This is a genomic window from Cupriavidus phytohabitans (assembly GCF_017815025.1).
In the GTDB taxonomy this organism is placed as follows: domain Bacteria; phylum Pseudomonadota; class Gammaproteobacteria; order Burkholderiales; family Burkholderiaceae; genus Cupriavidus.
This window is the reverse complement of sequence record NZ_JAGIQB010000001.1, coordinates 1-21,654: the sequence shown is the minus strand read 5'-3', so window position 1 is coordinate 21,654 and position 21,654 is coordinate 1. Positions and strand designations below refer to the sequence as shown.

Here is a 21,654-nt window from a genome sequence, read left to right as displayed (position 1 = left end):
GCCAGACTCGTTGCTTCAGGCCGAGTGCGCGCTTCACGTAGTTGGCATCGACCAGAGGCAGTCTATAAACAAACTATTACATTGAGAATTTAATTATTTATACCTATGTATTAGTTCAAATCTATTCGACTTTCGAGAACAAGATCCTGACCTGCCGGTTTGCGGGCGCGGAAAAACAAAGGCCGCAGCGGAAATCCCGCTGCGGCCTTGTCTTGGGGTCCGAGGCGAATCAGGCGGCTTCCGCCAACTCCTTGGCATCGAGCTTGCGCACACCCGGCAGCTCGCAGGCGGCCACGGCGTTGGCCAGTGCTTCCATCGCCGGCAGGCGGGTGAAGCTCTTGCGCCAGGCCAGCACCACGCGGCGGTCCGGCACCGGATCGGCGAACGGCACGTACGACAGCATGTCGCCTTTGGCCTTCAGGTCAGGCACCGAGGTGCGCGGCAGCACGGTAATGCCGACGCCGCTGGCCACCATATGGCGGATGGTTTCCAGCGACGAGCCTTCGAACGTCTTCTGGATGCCATCGGCGGCCTGCGAGAAGCGCGACAGCTCCGGGCACACACCCAGCACATGGTCGCGGAAGCAGTGGCCGCTGCCCAGCAGCAGCATAGTCTGCCGCTTCAGCTCGTCCGGATCGATCGCGCGCGCCTCGGCGAGCTGGTGACCGCGCGGCACGGCGACAACGAAGGGCTCGTCGTACAGCGGACGCACCGTCAGGCCGGAATCGGGGAACGGCTCGGCCATGACCGCGCAATCGATCTCGCCCTGCTTGAGCAGCTCGATCAGCTTGTGCGTGTAGTTCTCCTGCAGCATCAGCGGCATCTGCGGCACGGTCTCGATCATCTGCTTGACCAGCGACGGCAGCAGGTACGGCCCGATGGTGTAGATCACCCCCACGCGCAGCGGCCCGGCCAGCGGATCCTTGCCCTGCTTGGCGATCTCGCGGATGGCCATGGTCTGTTCAAGCACGCGCTGGGCCTGCGCCACGATCTGCTCGCCGACGGAAGTCACCGACACCTCGGAGGTGCCGCGCTCGAAGATCTGCACGTTGAGTTCGTCCTCCAGCTTCTTGATGGCGACCGACAGTGTCGGCTGCGACACGAAGCAGGCTTCGGCGGCCCGGCCGAAATGGCGCTCGCGCGCCACGGCGACGATGTACTTGAGTTCGGTGAGCGTCATGACTTATCAAATCCGGGTAGTCGATAGATTTTACCTTCGATTCCGGGATCTGTCAGAGCGCCCTTGTGATTTGTGCGGTATGCGTACGATGCGGCACAAGCATCTGCCCAATCAGGCTTTCAGGTAGTGTTCGCGCCCGCCGAGCCAGCGTGACAGGTGCGTTTCCACCGCTTCCGGGAACTGTGCCAGCATCAGCTCGGCTGCTTCCTGCGCGTACTCCACCAGCCACGCGTCGGTCTGCAGGTCAGCGAAGCGCAACATGGCCTCGCCCGACTGGCGCGCACCGAGGAATTCACCCGGGCCGCGGATTTCCAGGTCGCGGCGCGCGATCTCGAAACCGTCGGTCGTCTCGCGCATGGTCGCCAGCCGCTCGCGCGCGGTGGGCGACAGCGGCGCCTGGTACATCAGCAGGCACACCGATTCGGCGCTGCCCCGCCCCACCCGGCCGCGCAGCTGGTGCAGCTGGGCCAGGCCGAAGCGCTCGGCGTGCTCGATCACCATCAGCGAGGCGTTAGGCACGTCCACGCCCACCTCGATCACCGTGGTGGCGACCAGCACCTGCATGCGGTTGGCGCTGAAGTCGTCCATCACCGAGGCCTTCTCGGCAGGCGGCAGGCGGCCGTGCACCAGCCCGACGCGCAGGTCGGGCAGCGCGGCCACCAGCGTTTCATAGGTCTCGACCGCTGTCTGCAGCTGCAGCGCCTCGCTTTCCTCGATCAGCGGACAAACCCAGTAGACCTGGCGGCCCTCTGCGGCAGCGTGGTGGATGCGCGCGATCACTTCATCGCGCCGCTCGTCGTTGACCAGGCGCGTGACGATCGGCGTGCGGCCCGGCGGCAGTTCGTCGATCACGGATACGTCCAGGTCCGCGTAATACGTCATGGCGAGCGTGCGCGGGATCGGCGTGGCCGACATCATCAGCTGGTGCGGCACGGTATCGGGCGCCGGCACATCGGTCGCCCCCGCCTTGCCGCGCAATGCCAGACGCTGCGCCACGCCAAAGCGGTGCTGTTCGTCCACCACCGACAGGCCCAGTTTCGCAAAGCGCACCGTGTCCTGGATCAGCGCATGGGTGCCGATCACCAGTTGCGCCTCGCCCGACTCCACGCGTGCCGCGGCCTCGCGCTTCTCGCGCGCCTTCAGGCTGCCGGCCAGCCAGACTACCGGCACGCCCAGCGGCTCCAGCCAGGCCGACAGCTTGCGGAAGTGCTGCTCGGCCAGGATTTCGGTCGGTGCCATCAGCGCGGCCTGGTAGCCGGTATCGATCGCCTGGCACGCCGCCAGCGCGGCGACGATGGTCTTGCCGCTGCCCACGTCGCCCTGCAGCAGCCGGTGCATCGGGTGCGGGAGCGCCATGTCGGCGGCGATCTCGGCTACCACGCGCTCCTGCGCGCCGGTCAGGCGGAACGGCAGCGCCGCCAGGAAGCGCGTCAACAGGCCGCCTTCACGGGGCGGCATGGTCGGCGCGGTCTTCTCGCGCCGCGCGGCGTGCGCGCGCCGCAGCGAGATCTGCTGCGCCAGCAGTTCGTCAAACTTGATGCGCTGCCAGGCCGGATGCGTGCGGTCGGCCAGGGCGGCCTCGCTTTCTTCCGGCGGCGGCGCATGCAGCAGGCGAAGGCAGTCGGCCAGCGGGCGCAGGTGCAGGCGCGCCAGCGGTCCCTGCAGCACCGGGCGCGGCAGCGTCTCCGGCATGGGCGTGCGCGACAGCGCGCCGCCGATGGCCTTGCGCAGGTAGGCCTGCGAGATGCCGGCGGTGGCCGGGTAGACCGGCGTCAGGCGGTCCGGCAGCGCTTCGCCCTCCACCACCGGGCGCACCGTCGGGTGGACCATCTCGGCGCCGAAAAAGCCGCCGCGGACCTCGCCGCGCACGCGCAGCCGCACGCCTTCGGCCATCTGCTTGGTCTGGCTGCCGTAGAAGTTGAGGAAGCGCAGCGTCAGCTCGCCGGACGCGTCGGCGATCTTGACCACCAGTTGGCGGCGCGGGCGGAACGTGACTTCGTTGGAGATGACCTCGCCTTCCACCTGCGCCGGCTGGCCGAGCCCCGCGCGGCGGATCGCGTCGGCGATCGGCGCCAGCGTGGTCTCGTCCTCGTAGCGCATCGGCAGGTGCAGCACCAGGTCGACCGGGCGGCGCAGGCCTAGCTTGGCGAGGCGGGCCGCTGCGGACGAGGCGGCGGACGAGGTGGCGGATGATGCCGGCTTGCCCTTGCCCTCCCCAGCCTTGCCGCGCGCGGGCGCGCCCGCCTCCTTGGCGGCATCGGCGGACAGGTCGGTCGTTTCGGTGGCGGTTCCGGGCATCGGCAACAAAGACTGGCGGCAGGGGCGGCCGGGGCCGCTGGCATCGGGCGGGAGCGCCGGCGAATAGCCGGTATCACGCCCGGCCCGGCGGCGAGCACGCCCGTGGCCTTACAATATCGGATTCGCCGATTGTACCCATGCCGGCTGCCACCACGGGCGGCGAGTGCCGTTTTGTGCCTCGCTTTCCGACCCGTCGCGGGCCCCGCGCGCCGTTTCCACGATGTTGACGCTTTCCGATTTCGATTTTCCGCTGCCGCCAGAACTGATCGCCCAGAGCGCGCTGCCCGACCGCAGCGCCAGCCGGCTGCTGGTGGTGGAGCGGGTCGCACCCGCCGATACCGCCGATGCGGTACGCCTGGTCGACCGCGCCTTCAGCGACATCGTCGACTACCTGCGCCCTGAAGACCTGCTGGTGTTCAACGACACGCGCGTGATCAAGGCACGCTTCTTCGGCCACAAGCCCAGCGGCGGCAAGGTCGAGGTGCTGGTCGAGCGCGTGGTGGACTCCTATACCGTGCTGGCCCATGTGCGCGCCTCCAAGACGCCCGCCGAGGGCAGCGTGCTGCACCTGGCCGAAGACGCCTTCGCGGTGACGGTCGGCCCGCGGGTCGACCAGTTCTTCACCCTGCGCTTCCCCGAGCCGGCACTGGACCTGATCGAGCGCTACGGCCGCCTGCCGCTGCCGCCTTACATCACGCATGATCCCGACGCCTATGACGAGACCCGCTACCAGACCGTCTACGCGCGCAATCCGGGCGCCGTGGCGGCGCCGACCGCGGGGCTGCATTTCGATGACGCGCTGTTCGCGCGGCTGGATGCCGCCGGCGTGCGCCGCGCCTTCCTGACGCTGCACGTGGGCGCCGGCACCTTCCAGCCGGTGCGCACCGAAAACCTGGCAGAGCACAAGATGCATTCGGAGTGGTATGCCGTCTCCGAGGAACTGGCCCGGGCCGTGCGTGAAACCCGCGCCCGCGGCGGCCGCGTGATAGCGGTCGGCACCACTTCGCTGCGCGCGCTGGAATCGGCCGCGCAGCCAGACGGCACGCTGGCCGCCGGCAGCGGCGACACCGATATCTTCATCACCCCGGGCTACCGTTTCCGGCTGGTCGATGCCCTGATCACCAACTTCCACCTGCCCAAGTCAACGCTGCTGATGCTGGTGTCGGCGCTGGCCGGCGTGGAAGCCATCCGCGCCACCTACCGCCATGCGGTCGAGCAGCGCTACCGCTTCTTCAGCTATGGCGACGCCATGCTGCTGACCCGCCGGAATGGTGCCGATACCGCCGAAACCGCGGACACCGCGGCCTGAACCCTGACCTAAGCATGCTTAACTTCGAACTCATCACCACCGACGGCAACGCCCGCCGCGGCCGCGTCACGCTGAACCACGGCGTGGTCGAGACGCCGATCTTCATGCCGGTGGGCACCTATGGCTCGGTCAAGGCGATGTCGCCGCTGGAGCTGAACGAGATTGGCGCGCACATCATCCTGGGCAACACTTTCCACCTTTGGCTGCGCCCGGGCCTGGACGTGGTCAACGCCCATGGCGGCTTGCACAAGTTCATCGGCTGGGACAAGCCGATCCTGACCGATTCCGGCGGCTTCCAGGTGTTTTCACTCGGTGATCTGCGCAAGATCACCGAAGATGGTGTCACGTTTGCGTCGCCGGTCAATGGCGACAAGCTCTTCCTGTCGCCCGAGATCTCGATGCAGATCCAGCGCACGCTGAACTCGGATATCGTGATGCAGTTCGACGAGTGCACGCCGTATGAGATCGACGGCCGTCCCGCCACGCACGAGGAAGCGGCCAAGTCGATGCGCATGAGCCTGCGCTGGGCCAAGCGCTCGCGCGACGAGTTCGAGCGGCTGGCCAATCCCAATGCGCTGTTCGGCATCGTCCAGGGCGGCATGTACGAGGACCTGCGCGATGAATCGCTGGCGGGCCTGTCGGAGCTGGACTTCCACGGCTTCGCCATCGGCGGCCTGTCCGTCGGCGAGCCCAAGGAAGACATGATGCGCGTGCTCGAGCACGTGGCCCCGCGCCTGCCGGCCAACAAGCCGCACTACCTGATGGGCGTTGGCACGCCCGAGGACCTGGTCGCGGGTGTCGCCGCCGGCGTCGACATGTTCGACTGCGTCATGCCGACCCGCAATGCGCGCAACGGCTGGCTCTTCACCCGCTACGGCGACGTCAAGATCAAGAACGCCGCGCACCGCAGCGACCCGCGCCCGCTCGACGAAAACTGCGCCTGCTACACCTGCCGCAACTTCTCGCGCGCTTACCTGCACCATCTGCACCGGGTCGGCGAAATCCTTGGCGCGCGCCTGAATACCATCCACAACCTCCACTACTACCTGCAGCTGATGCGCGAGGTGCGCGAGTCGATCGAACAGCACCGCTTCGCCGACTTCCGCCGCCAGTTTGCGGCTGACCGCGCGCGCGGCACGCAGTAAAGCTGGCACGGCGTGCGAACTTTCCTGCCTGCGGCGGTCGAATAGCCGGGTCATTTTTTCCGTCATCCCCGCCTTCGCGGAAATGACGGGTGAGGCGTAGCGGGTAGCGCCGCGAGTCGCCCGTAAAGCACCCCGAACAAACCCGTATTCCGCCCTAGAATGCCAAAGGCGGGCGGAATGCGAATGGTAGAATGATCGATTACTTGACTGACTTTTGTGACGGAGAATCAACGTGCTGATTTCTAACGCATTTGCCCAGACCGCCGGTGCCGGCGGCGCGGCTGGCGGCCTGATGAGCTTCCTGCCCATCATCCTGATGTTTGCGGTGCTGTGGTTCATCATGATCCGCCCGCAAATGAAGCGCCAGAAAGAAGCGAAGGCAATGCTCGAAGCGCTGGCCAAGAACGACGAAGTCGTCACCGCCGGCGGTATCCTGGGCCGCGTGACCAGGGTCACCGACCAGTACGTCAGCCTGGAAATCTCGGAAGGCACCGAGATTACCGTGCAGAAGAACGCCGTGACCGCGGTGCTGCCGAAGGGTTCGCTTAAGGCGCTTTGATCCGGCGCTTTGATCCGCCGATCGCCCCGATCGACTAAGCGACTCCCGCCTTTGTCTTTTCCGGCATGCCCGTTCGCGCATGCCCCGGCAGCCGCCTGAACCAGCCCGACGGAGCCCCCGTGGCTCCGTTCCGTGGCTGCCAGGCGGCTGTTTGCCAAACCGGTTCGGCCCCGCCAACCGCTGAATGACTGGCCCGAGATGAATCGTTATCCGCTTTGGAAATACCTCGTGATCCTGGTGGCGCTGACCATCGGCATCCTCTACACCTTGCCGAACTTCTTCGGCGAGGCGCCCGCCGTGCAGGTGTCTTCGGGCAAGGCCACGGTCAAGGTCGACCTGTCGATGCAGAAGCAGGTCGAAGAGATCCTGGCGCAAAACCAGCTGCGGCCTGACGGCGTGTTTTTCGACATTTCCGGCCAGTCCGGCTCGGTCAAGGCGCGTTTCCGCACCACCGACGAGCAGCTCAAGGCCAAGGACGTGCTGTCGCGCGCGCTCAACCCGGATGCCGCCGATCCGACCTACGTGGTCGCGCTGAACCTGCTGTCGGGCTCGCCGCGCTGGCTGACCTCGCTGCACGCGCTGCCGATGTACCTGGGCCTGGACCTGCGCGGCGGCGTGCACTTCCTGCTGCAGGTCGACATGAAGGGCGCCGTCGACAAGAAGCTCGACAGCCTGGCCGGCGACGCGCGCACGCTGCTGCGCGACAAGAACGTGCGCCATGGCGGCATCGACCGCGACGGCGAGCGCCTGACGGTGCGCTTCAACAACGCCGACGACGCCAACCGCGCCCGCGCGCTGCTGGCCGACAACCTGCGCGAAGTGGCCTTCGCCATGGACGGCAACAACGTGGTCGGCACCTTCACCGAGGCCGCCCGCAAGGCCGTGCAGGATGCCGCCGTCAAGCAGAACATCACCACCCTGCACAACCGCGTCAATGAACTCGGCGTGGCGGAGCCGGTGATCCAGCAGCAAGGCGCCGACCGCATCGTGGTGCAGCTGCCCGGCGTGCAGGACACCGCCAAGGCCAAGGACATCATCGGCCGCACCGCCACGCTGGAAGCGCGGCTGGTCGACAACGACGCGCCGCGCAGCCCGCGTCCGGGCGACCCGATCCCCTTCGGCAGCGAGCTGTTCACGCATGGCAACGGCGCCCCGGTGGTGCTGAAGAAGCAGGTCATCTTCACCGGCGACCGCATCGAAAGCGCGTCGGCCGGCTTCGACCAGAACCAGCAGCCCTCGGTCAATATCAAGCTCGACGCCCAGGGCGGCCGCGTGCTGCGTGACGTCTCGCGCGAGAACCTGAAGAAGCCGATGGCGATCGTGCTGTTCGAGAAGGGCAAGGGCGAAGTGCTGACGGTGGCGACGATCCAATCCGAGCTGGGCTCGAGCTTCCAGATCACCGGCTCCTACTCCACCGAAGCCGCCAACGACCTGGCGCTGCTGCTGCGCGCTGGCTCGCTGGCCGCGCCGATGGAGATCATCGAGGAGCGCACCATCGGCCCGTCGCTGGGTGCCGACAACATCGAGAAGGGTTTTGACTCGGTCGCCTATGGCTTTGCCGCCATCGGCGTATTCATGATCCTGTACTACATGCTGTTCGGCGTGTTCTCTGTGATGGCACTGGGCGTGAACCTGCTGCTGCTGATCGCGGTGCTGTCGATGCTGCAGGCCACGCTGACGCTGCCGGGCATCGCCGCTATCGCGCTGGTGTTGGGCATGGCCATTGACGCCAACGTGCTGATCAACGAGCGTATCCGCGAGGAACTGCGCGCGGGCGCATCGCCGCAGATGGCAATCGCCGTCGGCTTCGACCGCGCGTGGGCAACCATCCTGGACTCGAACGTGACCACGCTGATCGCCGGCCTGGCGCTACTGGCCTTCGGTTCGGGCCCGGTGCGCGGCTTTGCCGTGGTGCACTGCCTGGGCATCCTGACCTCCATGTTCTCGGCGGTGTTCTTCAACCGCGGCCTGGTCAACCTCTGGTACGGCCGCAAGAAGAAGCTGCAGAGCGTGGCCATCGGCCAGATCTGGAAGCCGGGCAACGCCTCTGACACCCCGGTCGCCAAGTAAGCGGCCGGGACAGCCGATCAGCAAAACTAGCAGTACAGAACAGGATTCAACATGGAATTCTTCCGCATCCGGCGCGACATTCCGTTCATGAAGCACGCGTTGGTCTTCAACGTGATCTCCTTCGTGACGTTTGCCGCAGCCGTGTTCTTCCTCTGGCAAAAAGGCCTGCACCTGTCGATCGAGTTCACCGGTGGCACGGTGATGGAGGTCAGCTACCAGCAGGCGGCCGACCTGGAAAAGATCCGCGGCCAGGTAAGCAAGCTGGGCTATAGCGACGTGCAGGTGCAGAACTTCGGCACCTCGCGCGACGTGATGATCCGCCTGCCGCTGCAGAAAGGCCCGGACGGCAAGCCCGTCACGTCGGCCCAGCAGAGCGAGCAGGTCATGGGCGCGCTGCAGGCCGCCTCGCCTGACGTCAAGCTGCAACGGGTCGAGTTCGTCGGCCCGCAGGTCGGCAAGGAGCTGGCGACCGATGGCCTGCTGGCGCTGCTGTGCGTGATAGTCGGGATCGTGATCTACCTGTCGTTCCGCTTCGAGTGGAAGTTCGCGGTGGCGGGCATCATCGCCAACCTGCACGACATCGTGATCATCCTGGGCTTCTTCGCCTACTTCCAGTGGGAATTCTCGCTATCGGTGCTGGCGGCGGTGCTGGCGGTGCTGGGCTACTCGGTCAACGAATCGGTGGTGATCTTCGACCGGATCCGCGAGAACTTCCGCAAGTTCCGCAAGATGACCACGCATGAAATCATCGACAACGCGATCACCAGCACGATCTCGCGGACCATCATCACCCACGGTTCGACCCAGATGATGGTGCTGTCGATGTTCTTCTTCGGCGGCCCGACGCTGCACTACTTCGCGCTGGCGCTGACGGTGGGTATCCTGTTTGGCATCTATTCGTCGGTGTTCGTGGCCGCGGCGCTGGCGATGTGGTTGGGCGTGAAGCGGGAAGACCTGGTCAAGGCCGACAAGAAGGGCGAGTCGACCGACCGCAACGACCCGAACTTCGGCGCGCAGGCCTGACGATCTGCTGCTCCGGTAAATAGAAATGGCGCCCCGAGGGGCGCCATTTCTTATTGCGGCGGGATGCAACCGCATCAGGCCTGTTGCGCGAACCGCTCGATCCACGCCGCCAATCGGTCGGCCGCGAACGTCTCCGTACGCGGCGCTGCGCGGCACAGGATGGTGTCCCCATCGCGCGCGAACTGCAGCGCGCCGCCGGCCTCGTCCAGCCACAGCAGGCTGGCCAGCCAGGCCGCGTGATGGGGCGACACCGGCGTGCCCACCGGCTGCGCCAGGAATTCGACCAGCGTGGCCGGCGTGGTCCACACCACGGCATCGCCGTCGCGGCGCACCACGTCGCTGCCCAGCACTTCGGCAATGACCACGACCGCATCGGCCGCGCCCTTGCCCGCGTTGGCGCTGCGCAGCGCCGCCAGCCGCATGGCCACGGCATGGCCGAAGCTGCCGCTGCGCTCGGACTCGGCGCGCACCAGGTCAGCGTAATCCATGCGCTGCCAGTCCGGGTCAGCGTTTTTCGCGCCGGCCAGGCTGACCGCCGCCAGGTAGGTCTCGACCGGCTGGAAGCGGCCCGGGCCGATCAGGCTCGCGCACAGCGCATGCAGCATGCCGATGCGGGTGGCCACGGTCTGGGTCTGCAGCACCGCCAGCTTCTCGCGCACCAGCTGGTCGCGCTCCTTGCGCAGTCCGGACAGCTCCAGCGCCTGCTTCAGTTCCATGCGCAATGCCGTGATGTCCCACGGCTTCTTGATATAGCGATGGATCTGGCCCTGGTTGACCGCCTCGACGGTCTGGTCCAGCTCGGAGTAGGCCGTGGTCAGGATACGCACGATATGCGGGTAGCGTTCGCGCGCATAGCGCAGCAGCTCGTTGCCGTATTCGCCGGGCATGCGCTGGTCCGACACCAGCACCGCCAGGCTGTCGGCGTGCGCGTCCAGCAGCGCCTTGCCCTCTTCCACCGAACCGCCGGTCACCACCGGTGCCAGTGCCCCGATGGCGCGCTGGAAATACTTGACGGCGGTTGCCTCGTCATCGACGAACAGAATCGCCGGGGGTGGTGCCTGGGTGGCATTCGGTTCGCTCATCGGTCACTCCTAATCATTCGATTCTTGAAACTCGGAAAGTCCAGCGTCACGGTCGTGCCGGCGCCGGACGCGGACGCGATCCGGATGCCGCCGCCAAAGGACTGCATGACGCGGTTGCAGAAAATCATGCCCAGGCCGCTGCCGCCGGCGCTGGCGTGGGTGGTCACGGGGTCGACCAGCAAGCGCTCCATCACCTCGGGCGGGATGCCGGGTCCGTTGTCGGTGATATGGATTTCCTGGTGCGGCTGGGCCACCACCACGAAGCGCAGCGCCGGCGACGGCGTGCCGGCGAGCGCGCGCAGCGCGTTGCTCATCACTGACGAGAGCACCAGCGCCACGCAGTTGGGCAGCGTCTGTACCGGGAAATCGCCGTGCAGCTCGACCTGCACCCACTGGCGCTGGTCGCCGGAGAACGGGTAGGTATCGAGCAGCGACGCGACCAGCGCACCGGCGCTGACCTCGCCACCGGGCTCGGGCCGCGCTGCCTTGCTGCCGGCACTGTTGCGCACCGACTGCAGGAACGACGACAGCACCGCCAGGCAATACTGGGCGTTGTCGTGCATGGCGCTGGCGGCCTGGCCGATCTCGCCCTGGCGCTGCTCGGTGTATTCGCCCGCAACCCGGCTTTCGATGCCGCGCGCGAAGTTGGCGATCGCCGCCAGCGGCGTGTTCAGCTCGTGCGCCAGGAAAGCCAGAGTCTCGTCGATCGCCATCAGCCGGTGCTGGCGCAGCGCGCGTTCGCGGTGGCGCTCGCCGGCCAGGCGCAGCACTTCGCGCACCTGCGCCACGCTCAGCGGCTTCTCCAGGATGCGGAACACCTCGCCGCTGTTGACCGTCTGCAGCAGCATGTCCTTGTCGGCATACGCCGTCACCAGGATGCGCACGATCTGCGGGTACAGTTGCGCCACTTCGCGCAGCAGTTCTCCGCCATCGCGGCCGGGCATGCGGAAGTCGGTCACCAGGACGGCGATGCGCGCGCCCTCGGTGGCGAGCGTGGCGATCGCCTCCTCGGCACTGGCGGCCAGCAGTACTTCATACTCCGAGCCCACCGCGCGCGCGAAATACTTGCGCGCCATGTCTTCGTCGTCGACGTAAAGCAGGGTCGGCCGCGCTTGCTGCACCTCGGTCATGGCACTCATGACGGCTTACTCCGCGCGCGGCAGGTCAAAGCTGAACGCGGCCCACTGCCCCAGCTCGCTCTCGGCGAAGAGCTGGCCGCCGTGGCGCTCGATCACCGCGTAGCTGATCGACAGCCCCAGCCCCAGGCCCTGCCCCACGTCGCGCGTGGTGAAGAAGGGCTCGAACACGCGCGCCAGGTTTTCCTCGGCGATGCCGGGGCCATTGTCGCGCACCGTGACATGGAGCCGGCTGTCGGCCCAGCGCACCGTGGTATGGATCTCCGGCGCGGCCGTGCCGGCCTTGCGCATGGCCAGCGCGGCGTTGGAGAACAGGTTGATCAGCACGCCGATGACCGCGGCCTCATCGCCCAGCACCAGCGTGTCGCCCGGCAGCTCGCGCGTCACCTTGACGCCGCGCAGCTCGTGCGCGGTCAGGCGGATCGACGAGTCCAGCGCCTTCTCGAACAGGAATGGCGTGCCCTCTACCTCGGCGCCCGGCTTGCGGTAGGCGAAGGTCTTCAGGTCGGACACGATATGCTGGATGCGCTGCATGCCCTGCTTGGCATCGACCAGGCATTCGGTCAGCGATTCGCTTTCCTTGGCCTGCGGCTCCTCCATCGCCACCTCGATCGCCATCAGGCAGAAGTTGACCGGGTTGTTGACCTCATGCAGCAGCCCGGCCGCCAGCGTACCGATCGCGGCCATCTTTTCCTGCTGCAGCATCTGGCCCTTGATGTCGACCAGCTTGCGGTTGATGACTTCCAGCTCGGCGTTTTTCTCGGCCACTTCCGCTTTCAGGCGGAACAGGATGAAACGCGCGCGCTCATTGAAGAACGTATAGACCCCGCTGGCCGCCGCGGCGAACAGCAGGAACAGCGAGTTGACGATGAAGGTCCCCATCGGCTCGATGCCCCCGGCGTGGAACAGGCACGCCAGCACGTACAGCAGGTAGGAAAGCAGGCCAAAGACCAGGTTCTGCCACAGCCCGAACGGCAGCGCGATGCCCGAGGCGAAGATCGCCAGGTTCAGGCCGACGTAGTAAGGCGACTGCACGCCTTCGGTCTGCGAGATCATCCACGCGATCATGATCTGCGGCAGCAGCAGCCAGGTCAGCGTCAGCCAGGGTGCGAACCGGCGCCCGATGGCGCTGTACAGCATCACCACCACGCCCGCGATCAGCAGGGACACCACCACGCGCGCCACCGCGAACGCCAGCTGCTGCTGTGGATACTGGCCGTAGTCGAGCCCGACACCGAGCAGGACCAGCACGATCGCGGTATATGCGCCGCCACGGCTGAACGCCAGGCGGAAATCGGCCAGCTCGGACTGGTAGCCGGCGTAGAGTTGGTTGGTGCTCATGGGGTGGTCCGCCCGGACAGCCTCATTCAATGGTGGCTTCAGCAAAGACGTTGACGCCCGTGGCGTCGACGTAGATGCGGTGCGAATGCGAATTCTCCGGCAGCAGCTGCGCCATGCCGGCGTCGTCGCGGTAGATCAGGTACCACTCCAGCAGGTGCTCCATGCCAAATTTCTCTGGATTGTTGGCATGCACGTTGGTGACCAGGATCTGGCCGCCCGTACGCGAACGCGAGGCGAAATACGCCAGCAGCCGCGTGCAGACCTTGTCCGACAGGTAGTCGAACAGCCCCGCGCAGTAGACCGCGTCGAACTCCCGTGCACTGATATCGTCAGGCGAGATGCGGCGCTTGAGCAGATCGTGCACCGACTGGTGCACCATCTCGACCGACACCTTGCGCCCGGCGCCAGAGGCCGCCCGCTCGATCGAATTGCGCGTGTAGTCCAGCGTCTCTTCACTGAAGTCGACCAGCTGGAACGACAGCAGCTCCGGATTGGGATACTCGCGCACGAAACGCTGGATCTCGAAGGCCGGTCCGCAGCCCACGTTGAGCACGCGGAGCGGGCGGCCGGCGGCGCGCGCGCGCTCGGCCTGGCGCGTCAGGAAGTCCACCAGCAGGTCGATGCGGTTGCGGTGCGCAGTGGCGACTGCCGCCTTCAGGAAGGCGGTGTTGACGATCTGGAAGTAAGTGGTCGGGCCCTGCTGCGGATCGCTCAGGATCTGGTTGACCATCTCGTAGTCGCCCGCGTACCCGAGCGGCTTGGTAAAGGTCCGGTACACGAACGGTGCGCGCAGCAGCAGCGGGTGCAGCGCGGACTGCGCATAGGTGCGGTGCACCGGCGCGATCTCCGGGTCCACGCGCTCGGCCTCGCCCTCAAGCCAGTCGAGATAGGTCTTGGTCCTGGCCATGATCGGCGTGGCCAGCTCGTAGAAGACGTCCTCGCGCAGCTTGCCGTCCTTCTTGGGCAGCGATTCGGTCAGGTCGACCTGCTCGACCCAGCGCGACACTTCGGACAGGAAGGCGCGCATCTCGTTGACCACGATCTGGTAGTCGCGCCGGATATTGAAGCGCGTATCCCAGTCCTGCACGAACAGCTCGGCTTCGCGCGCGACCGACTTGGGCTCGTTGTTCAGGTCGGTCAGCTCGCGCCACTCGTCGATCAGCGTCAGCGATACCACCGCAGTCAAGCCGGTGTTCACCAGGCTCATCACTACGGCCTTGCCCAGGTAGGCATTCTTGGCGCCCATGCGGACGCTGAGCTCGCTCAGCACCTCGCTGACCTGCACGATCGAATACGGATTGTAGATTTCCATCACCAGAGACTTTCTCTGGAGATTGATGATCGTGCCCCGCACCTGTTCGCCCTGCGAGTTGCGGAAACTAACTACCGGATCGATTTGCGTTTTGGAATACACGGTATTGCGCCAGGGAAATCCGAGAAACGCTGCGGGCCATACTGCGTGGGCGGGACGGCCGGGTACAGCAGGAGGGGCGAGAGAATCGCGGGGAAGGCTACCGGTATCGGGATGTGCAGCGAATGCTCATAGGAATGCGCTATAGCCTGTTGGCGGGCGGCGGGCTCACCCTTTGCGGGAAAGCACCGACATGCCCGGATCGTCTGGAATTGCCGCGGCCCATTGTACTGTGGCAATTGAGCCGCGTACAACCAAGTGCCTTGTCCGCCCCTCTAGCGGCGGGGTCGGCTACAGGATACCTAAAGCCATGAAAAAAGGCCGGCGATCGCCGGCCTTGTGTCGCTTTCTGTGAGCGGGCCCTGGCGGGCCAACCCGTGGCGCTTACTCGGCGCGCACGCCTTCCACCTGGATGGCGAGCTTGACTTCGGGCTTGAAGCCCATCTTCACGCCGTAGTCCAGGCCGAAATCGGCGCGGTTGAACTCGCCCACGGCGTCGGCGCCGCAGGCTTCGCGCTTGAGCATGGGGTGGTGGATGCACTTGAATTCGCGGATTTCCAGCTTGACGGGCTTGGACACGCCGCGCAGCGTCAGCACGCCGTCGACTTCGGTCGGCACGTCGCCCTTGAACTTGCTGAACTTGCCCTTGTAGGTCGCCTCCGGGAAAGCTTCCACGTTGAACATGTCCGGACCCTTGGCGTGCTGGTTCAGCTTGGTATTGCCGAAATCGATCGAAGACGGATCGATCTTCACCTCGACGGTACCAGCCTTGGCGGCACGATCCAGCGTGACGGTGCCGCTGGACTTGTCGAACTTGCCGCGCCACGTCGACAGGCCACCCAGGTGGTCGGCCTCGAAGCTCGGATAGGTATGGGTCGGATCGAGGTTGTACGTCACGGTATTGGCCGTAGCCACGCCGAAGGCGGCGGTTGCGGAAATGGCCGCGACGGCGGCAACGACGGAACGCAGTTTCATGGGATCTCCCGACAAAAGCAGGTTAACAGGTTAAGCGGAACGTTCTTGGTTATTAACGTCCTGGTACGTCAGCGGAATGCCGGCCTTACTTCTTGGCCTGCACGATACGGAACTTGATCTGCACATCGTCAGCCACCACCGATGTGTCCTTCCACTCGCCGTCGCCGATGTTGAACGCGGTGCGCTTGATCGGCAGCGCGCCCTCGAACACCTGGCTGGCGCCTTCCTGGCGGTAGGTGGCCGGCACCACCACATCGACGGTCTTGCCCTTGATGGTCAGCTTGCCGGCGACGTCGTACTTGCCCGGCGTGCCGTTCTTGATGCTGGTGGACTGGAACACGGCCTTGGGGTACTTGGCCGCGTCGAACCAGTCCTTGCCCTTCACTTCCTTGGTGGTCTCGGCGTCGCCGATCTCGAAGCTGGCGACGTCGATCTCGACCTTGGCCGACGAGGCGGCCAGCTTGGCGGGATCGAAACTGACCTGCGCATCGAACTTCTTGAACTTGCCTTCCATCGGCACGCCGATCTGGCGCGCCACGGCGGTCACCGAGCTCTTGGCCGCGTCGACCTGGGCCCAGGCCAGGTTGGCGGCGATGCCTGCGGCGGCCAGCACGGCTGCCACGGTGGCGTTGAGGGCCAGCGAGCCGCGGCGGGAATGGCGATTCATCTTCAATGACTCCTGTCAGGTTCGAGGTTCGGCGCAAGGCGCCGCAGAATGGGAAATGTCAGCGCAGAATGTCAGCGCAGGAAGGGCAGCATCCGGCCCAGCGTGCCGTCGCGGTCGACGAACTGGTGCTTCACTGCCGCCGCCGCATGGACAACGACCACGGCGGCCATCAGGTAGTTCAGCCAGGCATGCGCAAACTTGAGCAATTCCTTCAGTTCGTCGTTCTTCTCGATCAGCACCGGCATCTTCCACAGGCCGAGGTAAACCACCGGCACGCCAGCCGCCAGGCTGTAGAAATAGCCGCTGATGGGAACGATCACGATCAACAGGTACAGCAGGTGATGCGCGCCGGCGGCGGCCCTGGCCTGCCATGCCGGCGTGCCGGGCGCGACCGGCGGGGCCGCGTGCGTGGCGCGCCACAGCACGCGCAGCAGCGCCACGGCGAAGATCGTCACGCCCAGCCACTTGTGCCACGAATACAGCTTCAGCTTCGTCGGCGTCAGCCCGGGGATGCCGGTCATGTACAGGCCGAGCCCGAACGCGCCGAAGATCGCCAGGGCGACGATCCAGTGCAGCGCGATGGCTGTGGCACCGTAGCCGGCCGGGGCATTGGCGGTAGAACGCATCTGTTTCCTCTCGCCCGGGTCATGGGCATTTCACAAATTTGGGGGAGCACCCTGGAATTGGATCCGCCGGGGCGCTGAAGATTCTCGCATTATTGCGGCGGGAAGTGCGCCCATGCAGGACAGTCCTTCATTAAGTTATTCAAATGCTTTGAAGTGTCATTCTGCCGCAAGCGCCACAACGCCGCAGACGGCTTCGAGGTAGCACAATCGGGCGCGGCCAAAGCAAAAAAGCCATCCTGGCGGATGGCTTTTTCTGACTGTGCCGGCGCTGAGGCCAACGGATGTGACGTTAAATGCGCTCTGCGAGCGAGACCGCCTTGCCGATGTAGCTGCCCGGCGTCATGTCGAGCAGCAGTTGCTTGGCATCGGCCGGGATCGCCAGGCCGTTGATGAAGGTTTGCAGCGCCTCGCGCGAGATGCCCTTGCCGCGGGTCAGCTCCTTGAGCTGCTCGTACGGATTGGGCACGCCGAAGCGGCGCATCACGGTCTGCACCGGCTCGGCCAGCACTTCCCAGCAGTTGTCGAGGTCTTCGTTCAGGCGCTCGGGGTTGGTTTCCAGCTTGCCCAGGCCGCGCAGGCAGGCCTCGTAGGCCAGCAGGCTGTAGCCGAAGGCCACGCCGATATTGCGCAGCACCGTCGAGTCGGTCAGGTCGCGCTGCCAGCGCGACACCGGCAGCTTTTCCGACAGGTGGCGCAGCACCGCGTTGGCAAGTCCGACGTTGCCTTCCGAGTTCTCGAAATCGATCGGGTTGACCTTGTGCGGCATGGTCGACGAGCCGATTTCGCCGGCCTTGGTCTTCTGCTTGAAGTAGCCCAGCGAGATATAGCCCCAGATGTCGCGGTTCAGGTCGAGCAGGATAGTGTTGGCGCGGGCGACCGCGTCGAACAGCTCGGCCATGTAGTCGTGCGGCTCGATCTGGATGGTGTACGGATTGAAGGCCAGGCCCAGGCGGGTTTCGATTACCTGCTTCGAGAACGCTTCCCAGTCGAACGCCGGATAGGCCGACAGGTGCGCGTTGTAGTTGCCCACCGCGCCGTTCATCTTGCCCAGCAGCTCGACCTGCTCGATGCGCTGGATCGCGCGCGCCAGGCGCGCGGCCACGTTGGCCATTTCCTTGCCCAGCGTGGTCGGGCTGGCCGGCTGGCCGTGGGTGCGCGACAGCATCGGCTGGGTGGCATTGAGCCTGGCCAGTTCCACCAGGCGGGCGTGCACGCGCTTGAGCGCCGGCACGATGACGCCGTCGCGGGCGCCCTTGAGCATCATCCCGTGCGAGGTGTTGTTGATGTCTTCCGAAGTGCAGGCGAAGTGGATGAACTCGCTGGCCGCTTCCAGTTCGGCGTTGCCCTTGACCTGCTCCTTGAGCCAGTACTCGACGGCCTTCACGTCATGGTTGGTGACGGCTTCGATTTCCTTGATGCGGACGGCATCGGCTTCGGAGAACTTGTCCACCAGTGCCAGCAGCGCGGCTTCGGAGGCGGCGGAGAACTTCGGCATGTCGGGCAGGCCGGTCTGGGCCAGCGCGATCAGCCAGTGCACCTCGACCTTGACGCGGTTGCGCATGAAGGCCGCCTCGGACAGCCATTCGCGCAGCGCGTCGGCCTTGGCGGCGTAGCGGCCATCGATCGGGGATAGAGCGGTGAGCGGCGAAAGCGAGGAGGTGGTCATGCTGGAAACCGGGGAAAGGAAGGAAATAGGGGACGTACGGTGCGCGCCGCGGGGGCTGGCGCGATATCAGCGTCGGATCGGCGGAAGCAACCGCCGGCAACAAGGGCAAAGCGCCCGATGCGCCGCACCGGCGGGTTCGCCCGCACGCGCCGCACCGGCGTCCGGCGCTGCGCAACACGGGATCTTACCACCCCTGCCCCGGCTCCGGGGCAGCGGTCAAGTGCGCCCGCGGGGCATCGGTGCGCGACCCCGCATTCGTCCGGCACCGCAGGTATACTCGCGCACGCCGTTCCAGTAGCCTGTTATGAAGTGCATCGGGCAGCAGCGCACCCCGGCGCCGCTGCCACGCCGCAGGCGATGCACTTCATAACAAGCTCAAGGGGAGAACATGAAGCTGTATGCGTCCCATACCAGTCCCTACGCGCGCAAGGTGCGCGTGGTGATGGCGGAAAAGAAGATCGACTACCAGCTGGTTGAAGAGGACGTCTGGTCGCCGGAATCGAAGATCGGCCAGTACAACCCCCTCGGCAAGGTGCCTTGCCTGGTGATGGAAGACGGCGGCGCCATCTACGATTCGCGCGTGATCGTCGAATATGTCGACACGCTGACGCCGGTCAGCCGGATGATCCCGCAAGGCGGGCGCGAGCGGCTGGAAGTGCGCTGCTGGGAAGCGCTGGCCGACGGCCTGCTCGACGCGGCCCTGCTGGCGCGCCTGGAAGTGACGCAGCGCGAGCCGCACGAGCGCAGCGAACGCTGGGTCAAGCGCCAGCTCGGCAAGATCGACGCGGCGCTGGCCGCCATGGCACACGGCCTGGCCGACCGCCCCTTCTGCACCGGCACGCACTATTCGCTGGCGGACGTCGCGGTGGGCTGCGCGCTGTCCTACCTGGATTTCCGCTTCCCCGATATCGCCTGGCGCGAGCGCCATCCCAACCTGGCGGCGCTGGAAGAAAAGCTGTCGAAGCGGCAGTCATTCATCGATACCGCGCCGCCGCGCGGCTGAAACCCGCCCGCCTTGATAAAAAACACCCGCACACAGCGGGTGTTTTTTATCCGGCCGCCGGCAGCGCCTACTGGATGATGCCGCCGCCCAGGCACACCTCGCCGTCATACAGCACCGCCGACTGCCCCGGCGTGACGGCCCACTGGGCCTCGGCAAACCCCAGCTGCAGCGTGTCCCCGTCCGCCGCCTGCACGGTGCAGGCGGCATCACTCTGGCGATAGCGGGTCTTGGCCGCCATCGCCGCGCCCGCGGCCGGTGGCGCGCCGGCCACCCACGACAGATCCGAGGCGGTCAGCACCGGCGTCAGCAACCACGGGTGGTCGTGGCCCTGCACCACGTATAGCGTGTTGTTCGCCATATCCTTGCGCGCCACATACCAGGCATCGCCGTTGCCGTCGCGGCTGCCGCCCAGGCCAATGCCCTTGCGCTGGCCCAGCGTATAGAACGCCAGCCCGATATGCTCGCCCACGACCTTGCCCTCGGGCGTCTTCATCGGGCCCGGCCGGGTCGGCAGGTAGCGGTTCAGGAAATCGCGGAACGGCCGTTCGCCGATAAAGCAGATACCGGTCGAATCCTTCTTTTTCGCGTTCGGCAGGCCGATCTCGGCAGCGATCTCGCGCACGCGCGTCTTGGGGATCTCGCCCAGCGGGAACAGCGTGCGCGACAGTTGCGCCTGGTTCAGCCGGTGCAGGAAATAGCTCTGATCCTTGGTGTGGTCGAGCGCCTTGAGCAGCTCGAAGCGCCCTGCCGCGTTCTGGCGCACGCGCGCATAGTGGCCGGTGGCGATGGTCTCGGCGCCCAGCGACATCGCATGGTCCAGGAAAGCCTTGAACTTGATCTCGGCATTGCACAGCACGTCGGGGTTGGGCGTGCGGCCTGCCGAATACTCGCGCAGGAAATCGGCAAAGACGCGGTCCTTGTACTCGGCGGCAAAGTTGACCGCCTCGACGTCGACGCCGATCAGGTCGGCCACCGACACCACGTCCAGCCAGTCCTGGCGTGTGGAGCAGTACTCGCTGTCGTCATCGTCTTCCCAGTTCTTCATGAACAGGCCGATGACCTCGTAGCCCTGCTGCTTGAGCAGCCAGGCAGTGACCGACGAATCGACCCCGCCCGACATGCCCACGACCACGCGCTTGCCTTTCGCGTTTGCGTTCGCGCTCACAACTGTGCTCCCACGGACAACGCCGAAGGGTGCGTGTACAACGCGTCCAGCGCGAAGCGCTTGCCGGCCAGGTAATCGTCGACGCAGGCCACCACGAGCGGCGAGCGATGGCGTTCCGGGCACGCGCGGATCTCGTCGGCACTCATCCAGACCGTGCGCACGATGCCGGTGTCGAGCTGGCGGCCCGCGTCGAGCGAGCCCAGGTCGCCGGTAAAGGCAAAGCGCACGTATGTGACATCCGTACCGCTGCGCGAAGACAGCGAGCGGCCCATGTAGCAGCCCAGCAACGCACGCGGCTCGAAGGTGTGTGCGGTTTCTTCCAGGGTTTCGCGGATAACGGCGCGGATCAGGCTCTCGCCCGGATCCAGGTGGCCGGCGGGCTGGTTCAGCCGCAGGCCTTCCGCGGTTTCCTCTTCGACCAGCAGGAAGCGTCCGCCGCGCTCGATCACGGCGGCAACGGTCACGCTGGCATTCCAATCACGTGGCATGATGCTCAATTTTTAGGCAATCTCGCATTCTACCGGTTGCCGGGGCATCGTGCAGCGGCATCGGCCGCCGGCCAGACAACCAGGCGAAACTGTTCGGAACTGTCCGGAAATTCGTCGCCGCACTGCAACAAAAACCGACCGCCCGGTCACACCATAGCGCGTCAGATTGCTGTAAGCTGCGAAAAAATTGTGCGCTGCGGCCAGGCCGGCACGGCGAGCAACGGACCAGACGTCGGTCCGCCCAACCAGATCACGACGCCAGCTAAAGGAGAAATCGACGATGTACATCGGCATCCCGCAGGAGACGCGGGCAGGCGAAACTCGCGTCGCCGCCACCCCCGAGACGGTCAAGAAGTACGTCGCCCAGGGCCACAAGGTGGTCGTCCAGGCCGGCGCCGGCGTTCGCGCCAGCCAGCCCGACGGCGCGTATGAAGCGGTCGGCGCCACCATCGGCACCGCTGCCGAGGCGCTCGGGGCGCAACTGGTGCTCAAGGTACGCGCCCCCGAGCC

The 21,654-nt window shown here is 65.9% G+C and carries 18 protein-coding genes and 1 pseudogene; 7 read left to right on the top strand and 12 right to left on the bottom strand.

What is annotated here, in order from left to right; genetic code table 11:
- Positions 1-229: 229 nt before the first annotated feature.
- Positions 230-1,180 carry a LysR substrate-binding domain-containing protein gene (locus tag J8I34_RS00095; RefSeq protein WP_209769311.1) on the bottom strand — a complete coding sequence of 317 codons (951 nt, stop codon included), beginning with the start codon at positions 1,178-1,180 and terminating at the stop codon, positions 230-232.
- Positions 1,181-1,291: 111 nt separating this feature from the next.
- The gene (gene recG / locus J8I34_RS00090) at positions 1,292-3,478 is read right to left on the bottom strand and encodes an ATP-dependent DNA helicase RecG (RefSeq protein ID WP_209805097.1); all 2,187 of its coding nucleotides are present in this window, start codon (positions 3,476-3,478) and stop codon (positions 1,292-1,294) included.
- A 220-nt stretch (positions 3,479-3,698) separates the two neighbouring features.
- Between recG and queA the strand changes: the two genes are divergently transcribed.
- The 5 genes from queA to secF all read left to right on the top strand — a co-directional run bounded on the left by queA (position 3,699) and on the right by secF (position 9,584).
- On the top strand, positions 3,699-4,787 hold the full coding sequence (gene queA / locus J8I34_RS00085) for a tRNA preQ1(34) S-adenosylmethionine ribosyltransferase-isomerase QueA (protein ID WP_209805096.1): 1,089 nt from the start codon (positions 3,699-3,701) through the stop codon (positions 4,785-4,787).
- 14 nt (positions 4,788-4,801) lie between these two features.
- Entirely contained in the window at positions 4,802-5,932 is a 1,131-nt protein-coding gene (gene tgt / locus J8I34_RS00080; protein ID WP_209769300.1) for a tRNA guanosine(34) transglycosylase Tgt, read from the top strand.
- A gap of 232 nt (positions 5,933-6,164) precedes the next feature.
- A complete protein-coding gene (yajC, locus tag J8I34_RS00075; RefSeq protein WP_029048969.1) occupies positions 6,165-6,491 on the top strand; it encodes a preprotein translocase subunit YajC in 327 nt (108 codons plus the stop codon).
- Positions 6,492-6,689: 198 nt separating this feature from the next.
- Positions 6,690-8,561, top strand: a complete 1,872-nt coding sequence (gene secD, locus J8I34_RS00070) for a protein translocase subunit SecD (protein ID WP_029048970.1) — start codon at positions 6,690-6,692, stop codon at positions 8,559-8,561.
- Positions 8,562-8,612: 51 nt separating this feature from the next.
- The gene (secF, locus tag J8I34_RS00065) at positions 8,613-9,584 is read left to right on the top strand and encodes a protein translocase subunit SecF (RefSeq protein ID WP_029048971.1); all 972 of its coding nucleotides are present in this window, start codon (positions 8,613-8,615) and stop codon (positions 9,582-9,584) included.
- Between the two features lie 74 nt (positions 9,585-9,658).
- Here secF and J8I34_RS00060 read toward each other — a convergent pair whose 3' ends face one another.
- The 8 genes from J8I34_RS00060 to purB form a co-directional block, all read right to left on the bottom strand.
- Complete coding sequence (locus J8I34_RS00060) at positions 9,659-10,666, bottom strand: response regulator (RefSeq protein ID WP_209805095.1); 1,008 nt, start codon at positions 10,664-10,666, stop codon at positions 9,659-9,661.
- On the bottom strand, positions 10,663-11,796 hold the full coding sequence (locus J8I34_RS00055; protein WP_029048973.1) for a hybrid sensor histidine kinase/response regulator: 1,134 nt from the start codon (positions 11,794-11,796) through the stop codon (positions 10,663-10,665). The genes J8I34_RS00060 and J8I34_RS00055 overlap by 4 nt, the downstream gene beginning before the upstream one ends.
- Before the next feature lie 15 nt (positions 11,797-11,811).
- On the bottom strand, positions 11,812-13,143 hold the full coding sequence (locus J8I34_RS00050) for a sensor histidine kinase (protein WP_029048974.1): 1,332 nt from the start codon (positions 13,141-13,143) through the stop codon (positions 11,812-11,814).
- 22 nt (positions 13,144-13,165) lie between these two features.
- The gene (locus J8I34_RS00045) at positions 13,166-14,557 is read right to left on the bottom strand and encodes a class I SAM-dependent methyltransferase (protein ID WP_029048975.1); all 1,392 of its coding nucleotides are present in this window, start codon (positions 14,555-14,557) and stop codon (positions 13,166-13,168) included.
- A gap of 381 nt (positions 14,558-14,938) precedes the next feature.
- On the bottom strand, positions 14,939-15,529 hold the full coding sequence (locus J8I34_RS00040) for a YceI family protein (RefSeq protein ID WP_209805094.1): 591 nt from the start codon (positions 15,527-15,529) through the stop codon (positions 14,939-14,941).
- A gap of 85 nt (positions 15,530-15,614) precedes the next feature.
- Positions 15,615-16,196, bottom strand: coding sequence for a YceI family protein (locus J8I34_RS00035; protein WP_029048977.1), 582 nt, complete (start codon positions 16,194-16,196; stop codon positions 15,615-15,617).
- A gap of 71 nt (positions 16,197-16,267) precedes the next feature.
- A complete protein-coding gene (locus J8I34_RS00030; RefSeq protein WP_029048978.1) occupies positions 16,268-16,822 on the bottom strand; it encodes a cytochrome b in 555 nt (184 codons plus the stop codon).
- Between the two features lie 289 nt (positions 16,823-17,111).
- Positions 17,112-18,488, bottom strand: coding sequence for an adenylosuccinate lyase (purB, locus tag J8I34_RS00025; RefSeq protein ID WP_209805093.1), 1,377 nt, complete (start codon positions 18,486-18,488; stop codon positions 17,112-17,114).
- Between the two features lie 388 nt (positions 18,489-18,876).
- Here purB and J8I34_RS00020 point away from each other — a divergent pair, with 388 nt between their 5' ends.
- Positions 18,877-19,491: a glutathione S-transferase family protein gene (locus J8I34_RS00020; RefSeq protein WP_029048980.1), complete on the top strand. Its 615-nt coding sequence runs from the start codon at positions 18,877-18,879 to the stop codon at positions 19,489-19,491.
- Positions 19,492-19,558: 67 nt separating this feature from the next.
- Here J8I34_RS00020 and mnmA read toward each other — a convergent pair whose 3' ends face one another.
- Together mnmA and J8I34_RS00010 are read right to left on the bottom strand one after the other, a co-directional pair.
- Positions 19,559-20,656 (bottom strand): tRNA 2-thiouridine(34) synthase MnmA, encoded by a 1,098-nt coding sequence (gene mnmA, locus J8I34_RS00015; RefSeq protein WP_348635696.1) that lies wholly within the window; start codon positions 20,654-20,656, stop codon positions 19,559-19,561.
- Positions 20,653-21,144 carry an NUDIX hydrolase gene (locus tag J8I34_RS00010; protein WP_029048982.1) on the bottom strand — a complete coding sequence of 164 codons (492 nt, stop codon included), beginning with the start codon at positions 21,142-21,144 and terminating at the stop codon, positions 20,653-20,655. The genes mnmA and J8I34_RS00010 overlap by 4 nt, the downstream gene beginning before the upstream one ends.
- 280 nt (positions 21,145-21,424) lie before the next feature.
- On the opposite strand from J8I34_RS00010, the pseudogene J8I34_RS00005 reads away from it, so the two are divergent.
- Positions 21,425-21,654 (top strand): annotated as a pseudogene (locus J8I34_RS00005) (NAD(P)(+) transhydrogenase (Re/Si-specific) subunit alpha); the annotation flags it as partial.

Bases quoted from the DNA above. Each gene is read 5' to 3' on its own strand.
- J8I34_RS00095 (WP_209769311.1), bottom strand. From the start codon at position 1,180: ATGACGCTCACCGAACTCAAGTACATCGTCGCCGTGGCGCGCGAGCGC.
- recG (WP_209805097.1), bottom strand. From the start codon at position 3,478: ATGCCCGGAACCGCCACCGAAACGACCGACCTGTCCGCCGATGCCGCC.
- queA (WP_209805096.1), top strand. From the start codon at position 3,699: ATGTTGACGCTTTCCGATTTCGATTTTCCGCTGCCGCCAGAACTGATC.
- tgt (WP_209769300.1), top strand. From the start codon at position 4,802: ATGCTTAACTTCGAACTCATCACCACCGACGGCAACGCCCGCCGCGGC.
- secD (WP_029048970.1), top strand. From the start codon at position 6,690: ATGAATCGTTATCCGCTTTGGAAATACCTCGTGATCCTGGTGGCGCTG.
- secF (WP_029048971.1), top strand. From the start codon at position 8,613: ATGGAATTCTTCCGCATCCGGCGCGACATTCCGTTCATGAAGCACGCG.
- J8I34_RS00060 (WP_209805095.1), bottom strand. From the start codon at position 10,666: ATGAGCGAACCGAATGCCACCCAGGCACCACCCCCGGCGATTCTGTTC.
- J8I34_RS00055 (WP_029048973.1), bottom strand. From the start codon at position 11,796: ATGACCGAGGTGCAGCAAGCGCGGCCGACCCTGCTTTACGTCGACGAC.
- J8I34_RS00050 (WP_029048974.1), bottom strand. From the start codon at position 13,143: ATGAGCACCAACCAACTCTACGCCGGCTACCAGTCCGAGCTGGCCGAT.
- J8I34_RS00040 (WP_209805094.1), bottom strand. From the start codon at position 15,529: ATGAAACTGCGTTCCGTCGTTGCCGCCGTCGCGGCCATTTCCGCAACC.
- J8I34_RS00035 (WP_029048977.1), bottom strand. From the start codon at position 16,196: ATGAATCGCCATTCCCGCCGCGGCTCGCTGGCCCTCAACGCCACCGTG.
- J8I34_RS00030 (WP_029048978.1), bottom strand. From the start codon at position 16,822: ATGCGTTCTACCGCCAATGCCCCGGCCGGCTACGGTGCCACAGCCATC.
- purB (WP_209805093.1), bottom strand. From the start codon at position 18,488: ATGACCACCTCCTCGCTTTCGCCGCTCACCGCTCTATCCCCGATCGAT.
- J8I34_RS00020 (WP_029048980.1), top strand. From the start codon at position 18,877: ATGAAGCTGTATGCGTCCCATACCAGTCCCTACGCGCGCAAGGTGCGC.
- J8I34_RS00010 (WP_029048982.1), bottom strand. From the start codon at position 21,144: ATGCCACGTGATTGGAATGCCAGCGTGACCGTTGCCGCCGTGATCGAG.